At 47.1% G+C, this 15,949-nt stretch carries 15 protein-coding genes; 13 read left to right on the top strand and 2 right to left on the bottom strand.

Annotated features, from left to right (window positions below; all coding sequences use genetic code 11):
• Positions 1-247 precede the first annotated feature (247 nt).
• Both ACI4N7_RS01340 and ACI4N7_RS01335 read right to left on the bottom strand, forming a co-directional pair.
• Positions 248-1,174, bottom strand: coding sequence for an ABC transporter substrate-binding protein (locus ACI4N7_RS01340; RefSeq protein ID WP_439731571.1), 927 nt, complete (start codon positions 1,172-1,174; stop codon positions 248-250).
• Positions 1,175-1,275: 101 nt separating this feature from the next.
• Positions 1,276-2,265: a sirohydrochlorin cobaltochelatase gene (locus tag ACI4N7_RS01335; protein WP_439731570.1), complete on the bottom strand. Its 990-nt coding sequence runs from the start codon at positions 2,263-2,265 to the stop codon at positions 1,276-1,278.
• A 509-nt stretch (positions 2,266-2,774) separates the two neighbouring features.
• On the opposite strand from ACI4N7_RS01335, the gene ACI4N7_RS01330 reads away from it, so the two are divergent.
• The 13 genes from ACI4N7_RS01330 to prmC all read left to right on the top strand — a co-directional run bounded on the left by ACI4N7_RS01330 (position 2,775) and on the right by prmC (position 15,882).
• The gene (locus ACI4N7_RS01330; RefSeq protein WP_439731569.1) at positions 2,775-3,803 is read left to right on the top strand and encodes a rod shape-determining protein; all 1,029 of its coding nucleotides are present in this window, start codon (positions 2,775-2,777) and stop codon (positions 3,801-3,803) included.
• Complete coding sequence (gene mreC / locus ACI4N7_RS01325; RefSeq protein ID WP_439731568.1) at positions 3,800-4,717, top strand: rod shape-determining protein MreC; 918 nt, start codon at positions 3,800-3,802, stop codon at positions 4,715-4,717. The genes ACI4N7_RS01330 and mreC overlap by 4 nt, the downstream gene beginning before the upstream one ends.
• Positions 4,714-5,208 carry a rod shape-determining protein MreD gene (gene mreD, locus ACI4N7_RS01320; protein ID WP_439731567.1) on the top strand — a complete coding sequence of 165 codons (495 nt, stop codon included), beginning with the start codon at positions 4,714-4,716 and terminating at the stop codon, positions 5,206-5,208. Before mreC ends, mreD begins: the two co-directional genes overlap by 4 nt.
• Positions 5,202-7,073, top strand: a complete 1,872-nt coding sequence (mrdA, locus tag ACI4N7_RS01315) for a penicillin-binding protein 2 (protein WP_439731566.1) — start codon at positions 5,202-5,204, stop codon at positions 7,071-7,073. The genes mreD and mrdA overlap by 7 nt, the downstream gene beginning before the upstream one ends.
• A gap of 5 nt (positions 7,074-7,078) precedes the next feature.
• Positions 7,079-7,933: an AAA family ATPase gene (locus ACI4N7_RS01310; RefSeq protein ID WP_439731565.1), complete on the top strand. Its 855-nt coding sequence runs from the start codon at positions 7,079-7,081 to the stop codon at positions 7,931-7,933.
• Between the two features lie 6 nt (positions 7,934-7,939).
• Positions 7,940-9,055 (top strand): rod shape-determining protein RodA, encoded by a 1,116-nt coding sequence (rodA, locus tag ACI4N7_RS01305; RefSeq protein ID WP_439731564.1) that lies wholly within the window; start codon positions 7,940-7,942, stop codon positions 9,053-9,055.
• 8 nt (positions 9,056-9,063) lie between these two features.
• Entirely contained in the window at positions 9,064-10,959 is a 1,896-nt protein-coding gene (locus ACI4N7_RS01300) for a TIGR03960 family B12-binding radical SAM protein (protein WP_439731563.1), read from the top strand.
• A complete protein-coding gene (locus ACI4N7_RS01295) occupies positions 10,940-11,662 on the top strand; it encodes a TIGR03936 family radical SAM-associated protein (RefSeq protein ID WP_439731562.1) in 723 nt (240 codons plus the stop codon). Before ACI4N7_RS01300 ends, ACI4N7_RS01295 begins: the two co-directional genes overlap by 20 nt.
• Before the next feature lies 1 nt (position 11,663).
• A complete protein-coding gene (locus tag ACI4N7_RS01290) occupies positions 11,664-13,079 on the top strand; it encodes an Rne/Rng family ribonuclease (RefSeq protein ID WP_439731561.1) in 1,416 nt (471 codons plus the stop codon).
• Positions 13,080-13,091: 12 nt separating this feature from the next.
• Entirely contained in the window at positions 13,092-13,421 is a 330-nt protein-coding gene (locus ACI4N7_RS01285) for a thioredoxin family protein (RefSeq protein WP_439731560.1), read from the top strand.
• A 144-nt stretch (positions 13,422-13,565) separates the two neighbouring features.
• A complete protein-coding gene (locus ACI4N7_RS01280) occupies positions 13,566-13,817 on the top strand; it encodes a type B 50S ribosomal protein L31 (protein WP_008858969.1) in 252 nt (83 codons plus the stop codon).
• A gap of 117 nt (positions 13,818-13,934) precedes the next feature.
• Complete coding sequence (gene prfA / locus ACI4N7_RS01275; RefSeq protein WP_439731559.1) at positions 13,935-15,017, top strand: peptide chain release factor 1; 1,083 nt, start codon at positions 13,935-13,937, stop codon at positions 15,015-15,017.
• The gene (gene prmC, locus ACI4N7_RS01270) at positions 15,007-15,882 is read left to right on the top strand and encodes a peptide chain release factor N(5)-glutamine methyltransferase (protein WP_439731558.1); all 876 of its coding nucleotides are present in this window, start codon (positions 15,007-15,009) and stop codon (positions 15,880-15,882) included. Before prfA ends, prmC begins: the two co-directional genes overlap by 11 nt.
• Positions 15,883-15,949 lie beyond the last annotated feature (67 nt).

The following is a 15,949-nucleotide window of genomic DNA, read 5'->3' as shown; positions in this document are numbered from 1 at the left end:
TGCAAATGAACTTCCTTTGGCAGGTAAGTATTTTATCCATTTTATGATGGAGCATCAGGGAGAATTGCTGTAAATTCAGCAGTTCTCCACCTATTCAAATCCTCTTTTATAAGGGGAATGCAGCCTTTCTGCAAAGCCGGTCAAAATCCATCATCTGCTGGAATTTATCCCTGGAGAAAAAATGAATTTTCAACACAAAAAAGATACCCTGCTGAAGGGCATCTTTTTTTCATTTACCTGTTGTTTGTTATTCACCGTAAGTCAGTTTATACAGTTTTTCCATAGCTTCCGGCGTACGGATTCCCGGGTTCATGAGGAACAGATCCGGTTCCAGAAAGTATACATGGTTCGTCTGCACTGCCTTCAGATGGGCCCAGGAAGGGTTGCTTCTCATGGATTCATCCAGTTTCTTGTTGATTTCGTCCTGCTTGCCCATGGTGACGATGAAGATAGTGTCCGGATCATCGGCTGAGAGCTGTTCCAGAGAGTAGGGGACGGTCTTGCTGTCCAACTTGATATCTTTGTGACTGGTGATGACATTGTCCATTTTCAGCATTTCTACCATGGAAGCACAGATCGATTTCGGAGTTTCTGCCGTTACATCCTTACCGGTGGCACGAAGGACAGCCACCTTGGCCGGCGTTTTGGAAGCGGCTTTATCTTCGACGGCTTTTACTCCGTCTTCATAGGTTTTGATAACATTGTCTGCTTTTGCCTGCTGGTTATAAAGCTGGCCCATAAACTTGAGGAGAGGCACATTATCATTGATGCCGTCATATTGGATGAGTACGTAGGGGATTTGATTGCTTTTGAGAAGGGATTCCAGTTTGGAATTCTGGTTTTTTTCACCCAGGACAAGATCCGGTTTCATTCCTACCAGAGTTTCCATATTGATATTCTGTACGTGGCCAAGGGTAGGGAGGGATTTTGCTTCTTCCGGAATGGGACTGGAGGTTTCAGGACGGGCAATGGATGTACCGCCTACAGCATAGGCCATATTAAGAAGAGGTGCAGAAAGTTCTACGATTCTTTGTGGAGCTGCTTTCATGGTAATGGCCTGATCTTTATAGGTGTAAGAAACGCCGCTGGTGCTGGCAGCCGGTTTGGTGGAGCCGCAGGCGGTGAGGGACAGGCAAAGGACCGCAGCCGCCGCTGCTGCTAACAATTTTTTCATTTGGTTCTCCTTGGAAATGATGAAATAGACCCCTTCGCCGAGATGACGAAGGGGTCTTTTACATGCAGAGACAAATCATCTCTTACATATCATACCACAAATTATTTCTGCAGTTCTGCCAGTGCTTCGTTAGCGCGCTGTACATAAATGTTGCGGACAGCTGCATTTTCACCAAGGCCATGGATGTAGGTGGATACTTTGAAGCCCTGTGCTTCCAGCTGGCTCTTGTGGGAATCCGGATCAGAACCGGCCATATCATTGTTTGCATGGTCACCGGCAACCATCATGATCGGCATGAGGGTTACATGGGTGAAGCCGCCTGCTTTCAGTTTCGGAATGACATCTTCCAGGTTCGGACGGCCTTCAACGGAGTAAACAAATACATTGTTCATGCCCAGCTGGTGGAGTCTATCCTGGATAACGCTGTAGTAAGCGTTGCCCGGATGTGGAGTGCCGTGAGCCATAATCAGGGTAGCATCATGAGCGCCCATCTTCGGGAACTGGGTGGAAACTGCTTTCAGGAAATCAACAACCTGATCCGGTTCTCCTTCAGTACCCTGGAAGTACATGAGAGGAGTAGCGAGGGAAATTTTCTTGAAGTTTGGAGCCTGCATCTTGGTTACAACGGAATCATAGCTGTATTCCATGCCTGGGATTACGTCCAGAGAAACGACAGCTACACGGGTATAGCCTTCGGATTTCAGCTTAGCGAAAGCTTCTTCCGGAGTCATTTTGGTGATGCCTTCTTTTGCTTTTACGCGGTCAATAATAATATGGGAGGTATAAGCTTCGTATACCGGTACATTCGGGTTAGCTTCCTGAATGGCTTTTTCTACGGCATCAATGGTCTTATGACGGGTATCGGTGAAGGTAGTACCGAAAGTCATAACAAGAATAGCATCTTTGTTTGGTGCATTTTTCATAGCCGGATTTTCATGTGTCCATACACCTACTGTAGAAGCTTCGCGGAGGGCTGGGGTTACGTCCTTAACTTCCGGATTCAGTTCATAGGCATTGACGGACATACCCATTCCCATAACACAGAGAGCTGCCATAGATGCAGTTAAAACACTTTTAATACTTCTTTTCATGAAAAATCACTCCTTTGAAAATTTCCTGAAAATCAGGATTTTGTACAGTCAAAATTTCAGGCATACAAGATATTTCCCACGTACTTGTATGCTTTTGAACCGCTGTACTTTACATGCCTTTAGTTTAGTACAACATTATTGTAAAGTCAATTATAATTTTGCAATTTACTAATTTTTATAGGCAAAAAATTAAGATACGAAACAGTATGTTTTAAAAATATAATAAGTTAGATTAATGATAATAGAAGCAGGGATTCAAAGTGAAGAATGGAAAATAAAAATTAGAAAAAAGAAATAATCGGAAACCGGATAGAAGATAAAAAATAGGAAAAAGGCAAGGCTGCTGTCTTGCAGAATTTTTATTGCATGGCTATTCGGGATTATTGTTTATTTTACATTATATGTTTCTACAGGGGCTTCTCAGCCGTAACCGGTAAGATTTCCCTGTATTCACCTTCCTATCCATGGTATAATAAAACGAATCCTTTGGAAAAGGTGGTATGTATAGAATGTTTTCCGCAATGTTGAACTGTCTGGGAGTAGATATGGGATCTTCCCAGGTTCGGATATATCAGCGTGATAAAATTATATTAGAAGAAGCCAGTACGGCTGTGGTAGATAATATAAGCGGGCAGATCCTGGGATTTGGAACGGATGCATTGATCCGCTATCATAAGGAACCGGAAAATAATACTCTGGAATGGCCGGTCAAAAATGGAGTGATTGCAGACTACGAAATGACGAAGTCCATGCTGCGTTTCTTTTTGAATAAAGCTCTTCACCGGTCTGTGAGCCGGCCCAGCCTCATGGTGGCCATTCCGGCAGAAATCAGTTCTGTAACCCGTCATGCTCTGGTGGATGCACTTATTCATGCCGGTGCCCAGGGAGTCTATCTGATTCCGTCACCGGCAGCGGCAGCTATTGGTGCCGGTAAGGATATGGGAGTTCCCTCGGTAGTACTTTCCCTGGTTATAGGCAGGGATGTTTCAGATATCGGGATTTATGGCTGTGAAGGCATTGTGGCCCAGGAGGGCATTTCCTTCGGCGGCCATGCTATTGATCTTGGAATCTGCCGTCATATTCAGGACAGATACAGCATGATGATCGGTCTGGAACAGGCTGAAAAGTTAAAAAGCGAAGTTCTTTCCCTCACCGGGACCGGCAGCGGCAGTGCTTTTACTGTACGAGGCCGGCGTATCGGTGATGGGGTCGAAGTGGTAGTGGAACTTTCCGTGGATGAGATGAGTTCAGTAATGCAGCATATTATGCAGCCGGTGCTTCACCTCATACGCCGTGTCATGCGCCGTGCGACACCGGAAATGGCTGATGATTTTTTAAAAAACGGCATGCTTTTGTCCGGCGGCAGTGCGCTTCTGGATGGCCTTCGCGACTGGCTTTCCGATGAGCTTCATATCCCTGTTTCCATTCCTGCGGATCCCGCGTCGGTGGTTGCCAAAGGCTGCTTCAAGGCTTGTATGATGGATAAGGAGCATTCTCTGCTTATTGAAAACGGTGACAAATATTATGGGGGAGCTTGATTTTGATATTCTTCAGTAAGAAAAAAATAATAAGTATTTTTATACTTTTTGCATTTCTGGGAAGCTGTGGCTGGTTCTGGCGGCACAGGGAGTATATTCCTTTTGTATCCCAGCCCCTGTCCGTAGGTGCTGCTCCCTTTGAATATGGGGTGAGCAGAGTAGCCTGGATGGGAGAAAACAGTCTGGGACTGCTGCAGCAGGTCTTCTCCAACTGGAAAGAACTGGACGAGCTGCGGAAGGAAAATGAAAGTCTCCGTTCGGAACAAAACCACTACAGTGAGATTCTGGCGGAGAATATTCGCCTCCGCGGTCTTTTACAGTTCAAGCAGGGCTATACCAGCTATCATATGCTGGGCGCTTCTGTCATAGAAAGGGATTATGGCGGCTGGACCCATACCATGGTCATTGATCGGGGAGAAGACAGCGGCCTTAAAAAATATATGCCCGTTATTGTTCCTTCCGGTATTGTTGGTTTTGTCAGTGAAGTATACCTGAATTCCGCAAGGGTGCAGCTTCTTTTGGATCCAAGAACCACTATCGGAGGGATTGTGCAGCGTCCTGCTTCCCGGGTTGTTTCCATGGTGAGCGGAAACAGCGGCAATCCGGGCTATCTTTCTTTGGTTTCCCTTCCCAAGGAAGCGGATGTGATTAAGGGAGATACCATTGTGACTTCCGGTTATGGCGGCGTGTATCCCAAGGGATATGTGATCGGAACGGTGGAAAAGGTTAATGTGGATGCAGAAGGGGGAACCCAGTCTGCAGAAATCAAACCGGCGGCTGATTTTTCTCATATGGAAGAAGTCTTTGTCATTACCGATCATATTCAGAAGACAAGTCCTGAAAGCATTACGGTGAAGCCTCCCAAGATTGAACCGCCTATGAATCCGAATAGACAGCAGGCAGGTGATAAATGATGAGTACCTACAGCCTTGTGGTTCTCAGTGCCGTCATTTTTCTGCTGCAGTCATCTTTTCTGCCCTTTCTTTTTAATGGGATCATGCAGCCTGACTTATGGCTGACGGTGATTGCACTGTCTTCGGTTATTGTAGACCGTCGGTCTGCATTGATACTGGCTGGGATAGGTGGCTTTCTGCAGGATATTGTGACCAGTAATTTCTTCGGGCTCCATCTTCTGCCCTATCTGGTTATTACTCTTCTTTTTTTGAAATTCGGCAGGGACCGCTATAACAAACACTGGTATGTGTCGCTTCTGGCAGTGCTCCTGGCTTCTGTAATTTATGTATGTTTTTCCAGTATTATTATGGGATGGGCCGGCAGCCGGTATCCTTCCCTGTTTTATTTCGTTTATCTGGGAATTCCCCTGGTACTTATGAATGGAGGATGCTCCCTGGTTCTGCATAATATAGTATGGATGTTGAAACGGGAGGAGGAACCCCGTTGGTAAAAAAACATATTCCTTCTATTTTGGATAAACTGGTTAAAAACCGGGAAGAGTCGCGATATGCCCGCATGATTTATGTGGCTATGATCCTTCTTTTTATCCTGGGCGCCCGTTTATTCTGGATGCAGGTGGTGGACGGCAGTTATTATAAGGAAGAAGCCGATGGCAACCGGATCCGCCATCTTCCGCAGCAGGCGGCAAGAGGGGTCATGTATGATAGAAACGGTGTGATTCTGGCAGGATCCAGACCTGCCTACAGTGTTATCATGCCGGTGGAAAGAAAAGGAAATTCCTTATCTGATGATGAATTGAACCGTCTGTCTCAGCTTCTTAAAGTAGCGCCGGAAGAAATCAAGAAAAAGATTGATGATAATAAGCTTGCTTTTGGTGCGATTTATCTGGCTAATGATGTGGGTATTGATGTAGCCACACAGATTGAAGAAAAGAAAGATGATTATCCCGGTATTGAAATCGAAGTCAATCCGCTTCGCGTATACCCCATGGGTCCTGCCGGTGCCCAGGTACTGGGGTATGTAGGAGAAGCAGGCCCCGATGACCGGGATGCAGAGGGAAATCCCTACCGGACTGCTACGCTGGTGGGCCGTTCCGGACTGGAACGGCAGTATAACCAGTATCTGGAAGGGAAGAACGGTTCCCGTACTGTAGAGGTTAACGCTTCCGGTCAGCCGGTACGCTATGTGGGAGGCGATGCTGCCGTATCAGGAAATAACGTGCGTCTTACTCTGGATGCAAATCTCCAGAAAGCGGCAGAAGATGCCATTGAACAGCAGGTACGCACGCTGGCTCATTCCGGTGTATTTCCGACCGGCGCTTCTGCAGTGGCCATCGATCCCAATACCGGGGCGGTCCTTGCCATGGTCAGCTGGCCCAGCTATGATCCCAACCATTTCAGCAAAGGAATTTCCTCTGAGGAATGGAATAAGATCATTAATAACAAGAACCATCCCATGCAGAATAGAACTATTGCCGCCATGTATCCTCCAGGCTCTCTTTTTAAAGTAATTACCGGTTCCGCAGCGCTGGAATCCAAAGTGACCACACCGGATGAAAGGATTTTCGACAGCGGGAAACACTGGCTGGTAGACAAGAGAAATTCGGAAGGTGAAGCTTTCGGCTGGATTAATTTCTACGAAGCTGTAGAAAAATCGGATAACGTATATTTCTATGAAATGGGACGCCGGCTTGGCATTGACCGCATTTCCGCCATGGCAGGAGAATATGGCCTTGGAAAGCCTACAGGCATTGATCTGGCCGGTGAAGCGGAAGGCAACGTAGCCAGTGAGGAATATAAGAAAAAGGTATTTAAACAGGACTGGTACCTTGGGGAAACTATGGATGCGGCTATTGGCCAGAGCTTTACTCTGACTACGCCGATTCAGATGGCCATGGTGTATTCCTCTATTGCCAATGGCGGCTTCCGGTACAAGCCTTACCTGGTCAACCGTATTGACAAGCTGGACGGAACTCCGCTTAAAATTTATTCTCCTGAAAAAATGGGAACTCTTCCTGTATCGAAGGCAACACTGGATGATCTTCATCAGGCCCTTCGCATGGTTATGAGCAAGAACGGCACCGGCGGTGCCCTGTTTGCCGATTATCCTATTGCTACAGCCGGTAAATCCGGTACGGCAGAAACAAACGGACTGGATAATGGCTGGTTCGTGGCCTATGGGCCTTTTGACAAGCCTGAAATCGTGGTGCTCTGCATGTTTGAACACAGCGGATTCGGTTCGGAATCCGCTGCGCCGGTGGTCAAACAGATTATGAATGCCTACTTCCATTTAGGTGACTACGCACCGGGGAAAAATGCGGAAGACAAAAAGGATAAAAATGGAGGTAAACAGTAATGGCATTGATACTTTCAACAGCTTCCGGTAAAGGAGGCGTAGGAAAGACCCTGGTGACAGCCTCCCTTGGTATTACCCTTGCCCGGGCCGGTAAAAAAGTTCTCCTCATTGACGGAGATATGGGGCTGAGAAATATGGACCTCATTCTTGGCCTGGAAAATGACTGCTTCTATAATATCTGCGATTTGGCGGAAGGCGGCTGCTTTTTAGAAGACGTACTGCTTCCCGTCACGTCCCATCTCTATTTTCTTCCCGCCTCCCAGAAGGAATCCTGGGAGACTGTTTTTCCGGCGGCTATGGATATGGTGCTGGATGATATCCGCCGCCTTTTCGACTATATACTGATTGACTGCCCTGCCGGCATGGGCAAGGGTATTGATACGGCCTTCCGGCTGTCTGACCGCGTTCTTCTTCTGGTGGCGCCTTCCTGGTCTTCCAAGAGGAATGCGGACAGACTGCTTTCTGCCTTAAAAGGGAAGTCCTATACCTATGTATTGAACCGGTTTTCGGAAACAGCAGGGGGCGGATTGTCCTTTGAGGAAGTCTATGATACTTTGGATCCCGAAGTTTTTGGCGGAGTGATTCCTTATTCCCTGAAAGCGGATTTCCTGTCCAATCATGGCAGAATTACTGAATTCAAGGAAGAAAGTGCTTTTGGCAGGGCTCTTTATGATGTGCTGCGATCTGTGCTGAAAAATAAGGAAATTCCACAAAGCCGATGGATGAGCTTTTTGCGGATGGCAGATCAGGAAAATGAGGAAGCGATGAAAGAAAGAAATGATAAAGGCGTGCAAAAAAGCAGGCATTGTTTGTCCTGGAATTCCGGCAGCCGGGCGTATAAGTGGCAGCGGAGGAGATGACAGACTATGAACCTCATTCGTTACTGGCGCAGGATTGACAGTACCCTTCTGATGACGGTGCTGGGCCTGGCAGCCGTATCGCTTCTTATTATAGCCAGTGCGACCCATGCCAATGTGCCGGATCATCCCGGCCAGTTTGATTTTGTGATTAAACAGGGGGTATTCCTTCTGGTGGGGCTGGCGGTGGCAGGAGGTTCGCTGTACTTCGATTACAGGAAACTCTATCGCTTCGTGCCGGTCCTCTATATAATCAATGCAGTCATGCTGCTGGTTGTTAAGTTTGCCGGTACCAGTGCACTGGGGGCACAGCGGTGGATCCAGATCGGGCCTTTTACACTGCAGCCTTCTGAATTTGCCAAAATCATTATGATCATATGCCTGGCCCGTCTTCTTTCCAATAATAAAAGCGGATACCGCACCTGGAAAAGCCTGATTCCTGTAGCAGGCCTCATGGCACTGCCTACACTTCTTATCTTTATTCAGCCTGATTTGGGAACCAGTCTTGTTTTTATGGCTATAACCTTTGGCATGCTTTATATCTGCGGCTTGAATATGAAACTGGTGAAGAAGGCCGCTTTGGCTTTTGTCGTCGCTTTTCCGGTCATCTGGTTTTTCGTGCTGCACAGCTATCAGAAAATGCGTATCCTGGTACTCTTCAATCCCAGTGTGGATCCCTATGGATCAGGGTATCACGTCATACAGTCTAAAATTTCCATCGGCAGCGGTGGATTTATAGGACAGGGGCTTTTTGCCGGCACCCAGAGTCAGCTGAACTTCCTGCCAGAAAACCATACGGATTTTATCTTTTCTGTCATTGGTGAAGAGCTGGGATTTGTCGGTGCCATTTTCGTACTGTTCCTGTACCTTATTCTTCTTTATCGTACCATTATGATTTCCCGATCCTCGGGAGATGCCTTCGGCAGTCTTTTGGCCTGCGGCATATTTTCCATGTGGCTTTTCCAGATCTTTATCAATGTGGGAATGACCCTGGGGATCATGCCGGTTACCGGCATCCCGCTTCCATTTATGAGCTACGGTGGAAGTGCACTGATGATGAATCTTCTGTGCGTAGGCCTTTTGATGAATATTTATCTGCGGCGTAAAAAGCTGATGTTTGATTAGGAGTGAACATGAATCCTGTAAAAATTGATCCTGTATGGCTCATGCATATCCAGAAACCGGCCCGTTATATCGGCGGTGAATGGAACAGTATAGTCAAAGACCATGACAGCGTAGATGTCAAAGTTGCCCTTGCTTTCCCTGATGTATACGAAGTGGCCATGAGTCATCTGGGACTTAAAATTATCTACAGCGTATTAAATAAAAGAAAAGACACGCTGGCAGAACGAGTCTATGCTCCCTGGGTGGATATGGAAGCATTGATGAGAGAAAAACATATCCCTCTTTATACCCTGGAATCCAAATGTCCGGTGAAGGATTTTGATGTGCTTGGATTTACCATGCCCTTCGAAATGTGCTATACCAACATTTTAAATATGCTGGATCTTTCCGGCATTACCTTGCTGGCCAAAGACAGGAAAGAGGAGGAGCCCATTGTAGTTTCCGGCGGACCCTGCGTGTATAATGCAGAACCGGTAGCCGATTTCTTCGATGTTTTCTTTGTGGGCGAAGCAGAGGAATCCATTGAGGAAATGGCGGAACTGGTTAAAGCATGGAAGAAGGAGGGAAAACCAGGCGGCAGGAAAGAAATTATCCGGCGGCTGGCTTCCATTAAAGGCTGCTATGCTCCATCCTTTTATAAAGTATCCTATTATGACAATGGCGTGTTCCGCTCCATTGCCCCCATAGATGAAGCAGCCCAGTTTCCGGTGAAAAAAAGAATTATTCCTGATTTCGACAAGGTTAAGGTTGATGATAAGCCCATCCTTCCCCACATTGAAATCGTCCATGACAGGGCAGTGCTGGAAATGTTCCGGGGCTGCAGCAGGGGCTGCCGTTTCTGCCAGGCAGGAATGATTTACCGTCCAGTCCGTGAAAAAAGTGAGGAAAAACTGCAGGAAATTGCAGATACCCTGATTCGAAATACGGGATATAATGAAATTTCCCTCATGTCTCTTTCTTCCGCCGATTACTCCTGTCTGCCCGAGCTGGTAGATCATCTGCTGGAAACATTTAAAAACCGCAGAGTATCCGTGAGCCTGCCGTCTCTTCGGGTGGATTCTTTTTCCATTGATATTGCCAAGAAGATTCAGCAGGTCCGGAAGAGCGGGCTTACGCTGGCTCCGGAAGCCGGTACCCAGCGCCTTCGTGATGTAATTAATAAGGGTGTAACAGAAGAAGATATTATGGGAGCCTGTGCCAACGCTTTCCGCAGCGGCTGGAATAAGGTGAAGCTGTACTTTATGATGGGTCTTCCTACAGAAACTGATGAAGATCTCAAGGGAATTGCTGATCTGGCCAAACGGATTAATGAACTGTATCATGAAATCCGCGGCAAATATGGCTGCCGCATTACGGTAAGCGTTGCCAGCTTTGTGCCAAAACCCTTTACGCCCTTCCAGTGGATGCCACAGTGCAGCGTAGAGGAAATTGAAAGAAAACAGCAGTATTTGAAGAGCCTTTTTACGGACAAACATATCAAGTTTGCCTACCATGATGCGAAGACGGGCTATCTGGAAGCGGTGCTGGCCCGTGGGGACAGGCGGCTGGGAAAGGTGATACTGAAGGCCTGGCAGAAAGGCTGTAAGTATGACAGCTGGACTGAATTTTTTGATTTTGACCGCTGGATGAGCTGCTTTGAAGAATGCGGAATTGATCCGGATCTCTATGCGGCCCGGAAACGGGATGAATATGAAGCAGAACCCTGGGATCATATAGACTGCGGCGTGAGCAAGGATTATCTGCGGAAGGAATGGAGACTGGCCCAGCGCGGCGTATTAACCGGCGACTGCCGCCACCTGCCCTGCAACGGCTGTGCCGTATGCCCGGTGCTTGATGTGAAACCGATCGATCATAAAGAGGAGAATGCACATGAAAAGGCTGTTTTTGTCTATCACGAAAGGTGAGGAACTTCGTTTCCTGGGGCACCTGGATTTTCTGCGTACATTGGAAAGGGCAGTCATGCGCTCGGAAATTCCGGTGGCCTTCTCGGAAGGCTTTAACCCCCACATGAAATTATCCCTGGATTCTGCCCTGGGAGTGGGCGTGACAGCAGATCCACTGTATCTGGAAATGAGACTGGAGAAGGATATGCCTCAGGATGAAGTAAGGGAGCGGCTTTCCCAACAGCTTCCCCGGGGTATTGTTATTCATTCTCTGGAAGAAGCTGAAAAAAACTGGCCCAAATTTGTGGCGGTATTCAATGAGGATGTATACGAAATGGAAGGCCCCGTTTTAGAGAATACGACGGCCTCTGATCTGGAAGAGGCGGAAAAATCGCTGGAAGCATTCAACCGTCTGCCTTCCTTCCTCTATAAACGTGTAACACCCAAAAAAATAAGAGAAATGGATGTCAAACCCATGATTCTTGAACCCATGCAGGTTTCGTTTCATGAAGGGCGAGCCTTTCTCACCTTTTCTCTCATCCGGAGCAGTACAGGAACGGTACAGCCCAAAGATGTCTGGAAAATGCTGGCAGAATCTTTTCATATGCCCTGGACTCCGGGAGAATTCATCTGCTCCCGTACCGGCACCTACCGTCGGCTTGATGGTAGGAGGCTCGGTCTCTTTGATGAAGGAATTTTTAAAGGATTACTGAAAGGAGAATAGGATGAAGCAGCTTCTTCTCCATGTAAGGCCAAAGCAGACTGTTCTTGCCCTGCTGGATAATGACATACTTTCCGATCTGGCTGTGGAAAGAGCCGGAGAAGAAGATATTGTAGGAAGGGTGTACAAGGGGATCATTAGAAATGTGGTTCCTTCCCTGAACGGCATGTTCGTGGATATCGGTATCGGACGCAATGCTTTTCTGAGAACCCGTGATCTCATTTCTAAAGCGATTCCTCATACGGAAGGCAGTGCCGTACTGGTACAGGTAGAAAAAGACAGTACGCAGACCAAAGGACCTCTGGTTACGGAAAAGGTAAGCTTTGCAGGGAAATATGCAGTTGCGCTGGCAGGTTCCGGATATATCGGTATTTCTAAAAAGATTACTGATGAATCCAAGAGAAACCTCCTTCGACGTCATGCAAAAGAAATCTGCCCGGCAGGAATGGGACTCATTGTCCGCACAGCCGCCGAGGCAGCAGGGGAGGAAGAATTCAAAAGGGATCTGGCTTCTCTCCGGCGGACCATGGAAGTGGTGGAAAAACGGTATCTTCTGGAAAAAGGACCGGCTCTTTTATATAGGGACGGAGATCTGGCAGTCAAAAGTCTTCGGGACTATCTGACCCAGGGCGTGGAGCGAATCCTGGTAGATGACCGGGAGGTTTGGAAACGTCTTTCACAAATGGCAGAAGAGGAGCAGGATATGTCTCCGGACCGTATCCTTTTCTTTGAGGAGAGGGAAAGTCTTTTTCAATATTTCCATGTGGACAGTCAGATACAGCAGCTTTTTGAACGGGTGGTTCCTCTTCCTTCCGGCGGCACACTGGTGATTGACTATACCGAAGCTCTTACGGTCATTGATGTGAATTCCGGTTCCTTCAAGGGAAAAGGCATCCCTCATGATGAACTGGCTTTCCTTATCAACCGCTCGGCAGCTCTTGAAATTGCCAGGCAGATCCGCCTTCGGGGCATTGGCGGTATCATCATGATAGATTTTATCGACATGGAAAAGAAAGAGGAAAAAGAGAAACTGGTTCATATTCTGCAGGCCGCTGTAAGAGAAGACCGTGTAAAAACGGTGGTCTGCGGTATGACATCTCTGGGACTGGTAGAAATGACAAGGAAGCGCACCACCAAACGGCTCTGGCAGTACTACTATGATATCTGTCCCTGCTGCGGCGGCAGCGGTCATATCCTATCCGCAGAAGCGGCAGGGGACAGGATACTGGAAGATCTGGAAAACAGAAGGCGGGAAGGCCCTTTTAAAACAGACCTGGAAATCCGCTGCTCTGCCGACGTGGCTAAAGTACTCTTAAGTCCTTTCATGAAGAAGCAGCTGGACAAAACGGCAGGCCGCGGAATAATTATCCGGGAGGAACCCTCTTTCAGCCGTGAAACATATACTATTCTATCCATATAAGGAGGCATAACGATGATCATAGACATACATTCAGACGCTGATCTGGACCGGGAATTTATTGAGAAAAAGGGATTTGTACTTCTGGAACTGGGCGCCTCCTGGTGCCGTCCCTGCCAGGTAATGGCTCCGGCGTTCCAGGCTGTGGAAACCCAGTTTGAAAATCAGGTTCGACTGTGTCGGATTGATGTGGATGAGCAGGAAGAAATGGCCGAAAGGTTTGGTCTGGAGGGTGTTCCGACTTTTGTCTTTTTCAAAGATGGAAAAGAAAAGGGACGCATCATCGGATACCGACAGAAAAATAAATTTTTCGAAGATATCGACAGATTAATGAAAAAGGAATGATGAGACGGAGATCTCTGTTTTCCATGAATGGGAAGGGATTTATTTCCATTTCCTTAAAAAATCCATTTTATTCCCTTGCATTCGATGATGTGGTTTGTTATAATAGCAAAGAATTATCTATGTATTTGAAATGAGGTGCAACAAGTGAAGAAGGGAATCCATCCGGATTATCATCCAGTCGTTTTCCGTGATATCGGTGCTGACTACTCTTTCCTGACCCGTTCTACAGCTACTTCCAATCAGACTGTGAAATGGGAAGATGGTAATGAATATCCGCTGATCAATATTGATATCAGCAGCAAATCCCATCCGTTCTATACAGGACAGCAGCGTTTCGGAAAAGCTCGCGGCCGTATCGAAAAGTTCAACAAACGTTACGGAAAAACATCCGACTGAGAAACAGGGCGCAGGCCCTGTTTTTTACTGCCCTTTTTTACCCTGCATCATGGTATACTGATATTATATGCAGCAAAACAGGATTTCTTATGAAATTGCAAATAAAGGAGTCAATATATGCAGACGAATAAACTGGAAAGCATGGAAGCCCGATATGTGACTTTGGAGGATCAGCTCAGTGACCCTTCCGTCATTGCAGACCAGAATCAATGGAGAAAGCTTTCCAAAGAGCATGCGGAACTGGGAGAAATAGTAGCCAAGTACAGGGAGTACAAGGAAGCAGATCAGGCATGTAAAGATTCTCTGGAAATTCTGGAAGACAAATCCCAGGAGGATCTACATGAACTGGCCAAAGAAGATCTCAAGGAGAATGAAAAAAGAAGGGAAGAGCTGGATCTGGAAATCCATAAAATGCTCATTCCCCGGGATCCCAATGATGGAAAGAATGTCATCCTTGAAATCCGTGCCGGTACCGGCGGCGAGGAAGCAGCTCTTTTTGCCGCGGATCTTCTGAAAATGTACATCAAATTTGCAGAAAGAAAAGGATGGAAACTGGAAATTGCCGATGCCAATGAAACGGATCTGGGCGGATTCAAGGAAGTAACCTGCACAATTGAAGGAAAGAATGCATATTCTATCCTGAAATTTGAAAGTGGTGTACACAGAGTGCAGCGCATTCCGGAAACAGAAAGCCAGGGGCGCGTTCATACCTCCGCCGTGACAGTGGCAGTGCTTCCGGAAGCGGAAGATGTGGATATTGACGTGAAAAGGGAAGATCTCCGCATTGATGTGTACCGTTCCTCCGGTGCCGGTGGACAGCATATCAATAAGACATCCTCGGCTATTCGTATTACCCATCTGCCTACAGGCATGGTAGTTACCTGTCAGAATGAAAGAAGCCAGCGTCAGAACAAAGAAAAGGCACTGCAGATTTTAAAATCCCGGCTCTATGACAAAGCACTCCGGGAATCAAGAAGCAGGGAAGCTGCCGACAGGAAAAATCAGGTGGGCTCCGGAGATCGTTCAGAACGAATCCGCACCTATAACTATCCTCAGGGAAGAGTGACGGACCATCGTATCAACATGAGCATTTACCAGCTTGATGATTTTATGAACGGCAATATGGATCCTATTCTGGATCGTCTTATGGAAGAAGATCTTGCCAGAAGGATGAAAGAAGGGGAGACTCATGGCCGGTAATACCATCTGGACCATTAAAAAACTGATTCAGTGGACCACGCATTACTTTGAACAGCACCGGATAGATTCTCCCCGTCTTGATGCAGAACTGCTTCTGGCTCATGTGCTTCATAAGCCAAGGATTTATCTATATACTGAATTCGATCTCATCGTAGAGCCCCAGGAACTGGCACAGTACAGGACTTATATACAGAAAAGGGTCAGTGGTATTTCTACGGCTGCTATTCTGGGAGAAAAAGAATTCATGGGGCTTACCTTTGCAGTGAATGATCATGTGCTGATTCCTCGACCTGACACGGAAACATGGCTGGAAAAGGTAATTCAGTATCATCGGAATGAACCGGGGCTTTATGTGGCGGACCTGGGCACGGGAAGCGGTGCCATTCTTCTCAGTTTCCTCTATTACTGTAAAGAGGATAAAGGACTGGGCGTGGATATTTCTCCCGAGGCTCTTGCTGTGGCAGAAGGGAACGGAAAGAAATTTAAACTGGAGGACCGCGTTTCCTGGCGTCAGGGGGATTACCTCACCGCTCTGGAGGAAGGAGAAGTGTTTGACGGGATTTTGACTAATCCGCCTTATATTCCTTCCGCCGATATAGAAGGATTGGAACAGGAAGTCCGACACGAACCCCTGCTGGCTCTGGATGGTGGAAAAGATGGTCTTGATTTTTACAGGAAACTGGCTGTATCCGCAGCAGATCACCTGAAGGAAGGCGGTTTTCTGGCAGCGGAATTTGGCATTCACCAGTCGGATGCAGTGGTAAACCTTTTGCAAGAAACCGGTAAATTTGATTCTTTTGAAGTGATCACCGATTACGGCGGGATTGAAAGGGCAGTATACTGCAGGAAGAAGGCGGAAGCATGACTACGGAAATCGTACCGGTAAATGAAGAATATTATAAAAGCAAGGTATTTGAACTGGGAAAAATCAT

Origin of the sequence: Dialister sp., assembly GCF_051885895.1 — a bacterium.
Classification (GTDB): domain Bacteria; phylum Bacillota; class Negativicutes; order Veillonellales; family Dialisteraceae; genus Dialister.
Note: the sequence above shows the minus strand (reverse complement) of the source record. Positions and strands in the feature narration are given on the sequence as shown.

Coding starts and splice junctions, on each gene's coding strand:
- ACI4N7_RS01335 (WP_439731570.1), bottom strand. CDS start 2,265: ATGAAAAGAAGTATTAAAAGTGTTTTAACTGCATCTATGGCAGCTCTC.
- rodA (WP_439731564.1), top strand. CDS start 7,940: ATGAACCTCATTCGTTACTGGCGCAGGATTGACAGTACCCTTCTGATG.
- prfA (WP_439731559.1), top strand. CDS start 13,935: ATGCAGACGAATAAACTGGAAAGCATGGAAGCCCGATATGTGACTTTG.
- ACI4N7_RS01330 (WP_439731569.1), top strand. CDS start 2,775: ATGTTTTCCGCAATGTTGAACTGTCTGGGAGTAGATATGGGATCTTCC.
- prmC (WP_439731558.1), top strand. CDS start 15,007: ATGGCCGGTAATACCATCTGGACCATTAAAAAACTGATTCAGTGGACC.
- ACI4N7_RS01300 (WP_439731563.1), top strand. CDS start 9,064: ATGAATCCTGTAAAAATTGATCCTGTATGGCTCATGCATATCCAGAAA.
- mreD (WP_439731567.1), top strand. CDS start 4,714: ATGATGAGTACCTACAGCCTTGTGGTTCTCAGTGCCGTCATTTTTCTG.
- ACI4N7_RS01340 (WP_439731571.1), bottom strand. CDS start 1,174: ATGAAAAAATTGTTAGCAGCAGCGGCGGCTGCGGTCCTTTGCCTGTCC.
- ACI4N7_RS01290 (WP_439731561.1), top strand. CDS start 11,664: ATGAAGCAGCTTCTTCTCCATGTAAGGCCAAAGCAGACTGTTCTTGCC.
- ACI4N7_RS01285 (WP_439731560.1), top strand. CDS start 13,092: ATGATCATAGACATACATTCAGACGCTGATCTGGACCGGGAATTTATT.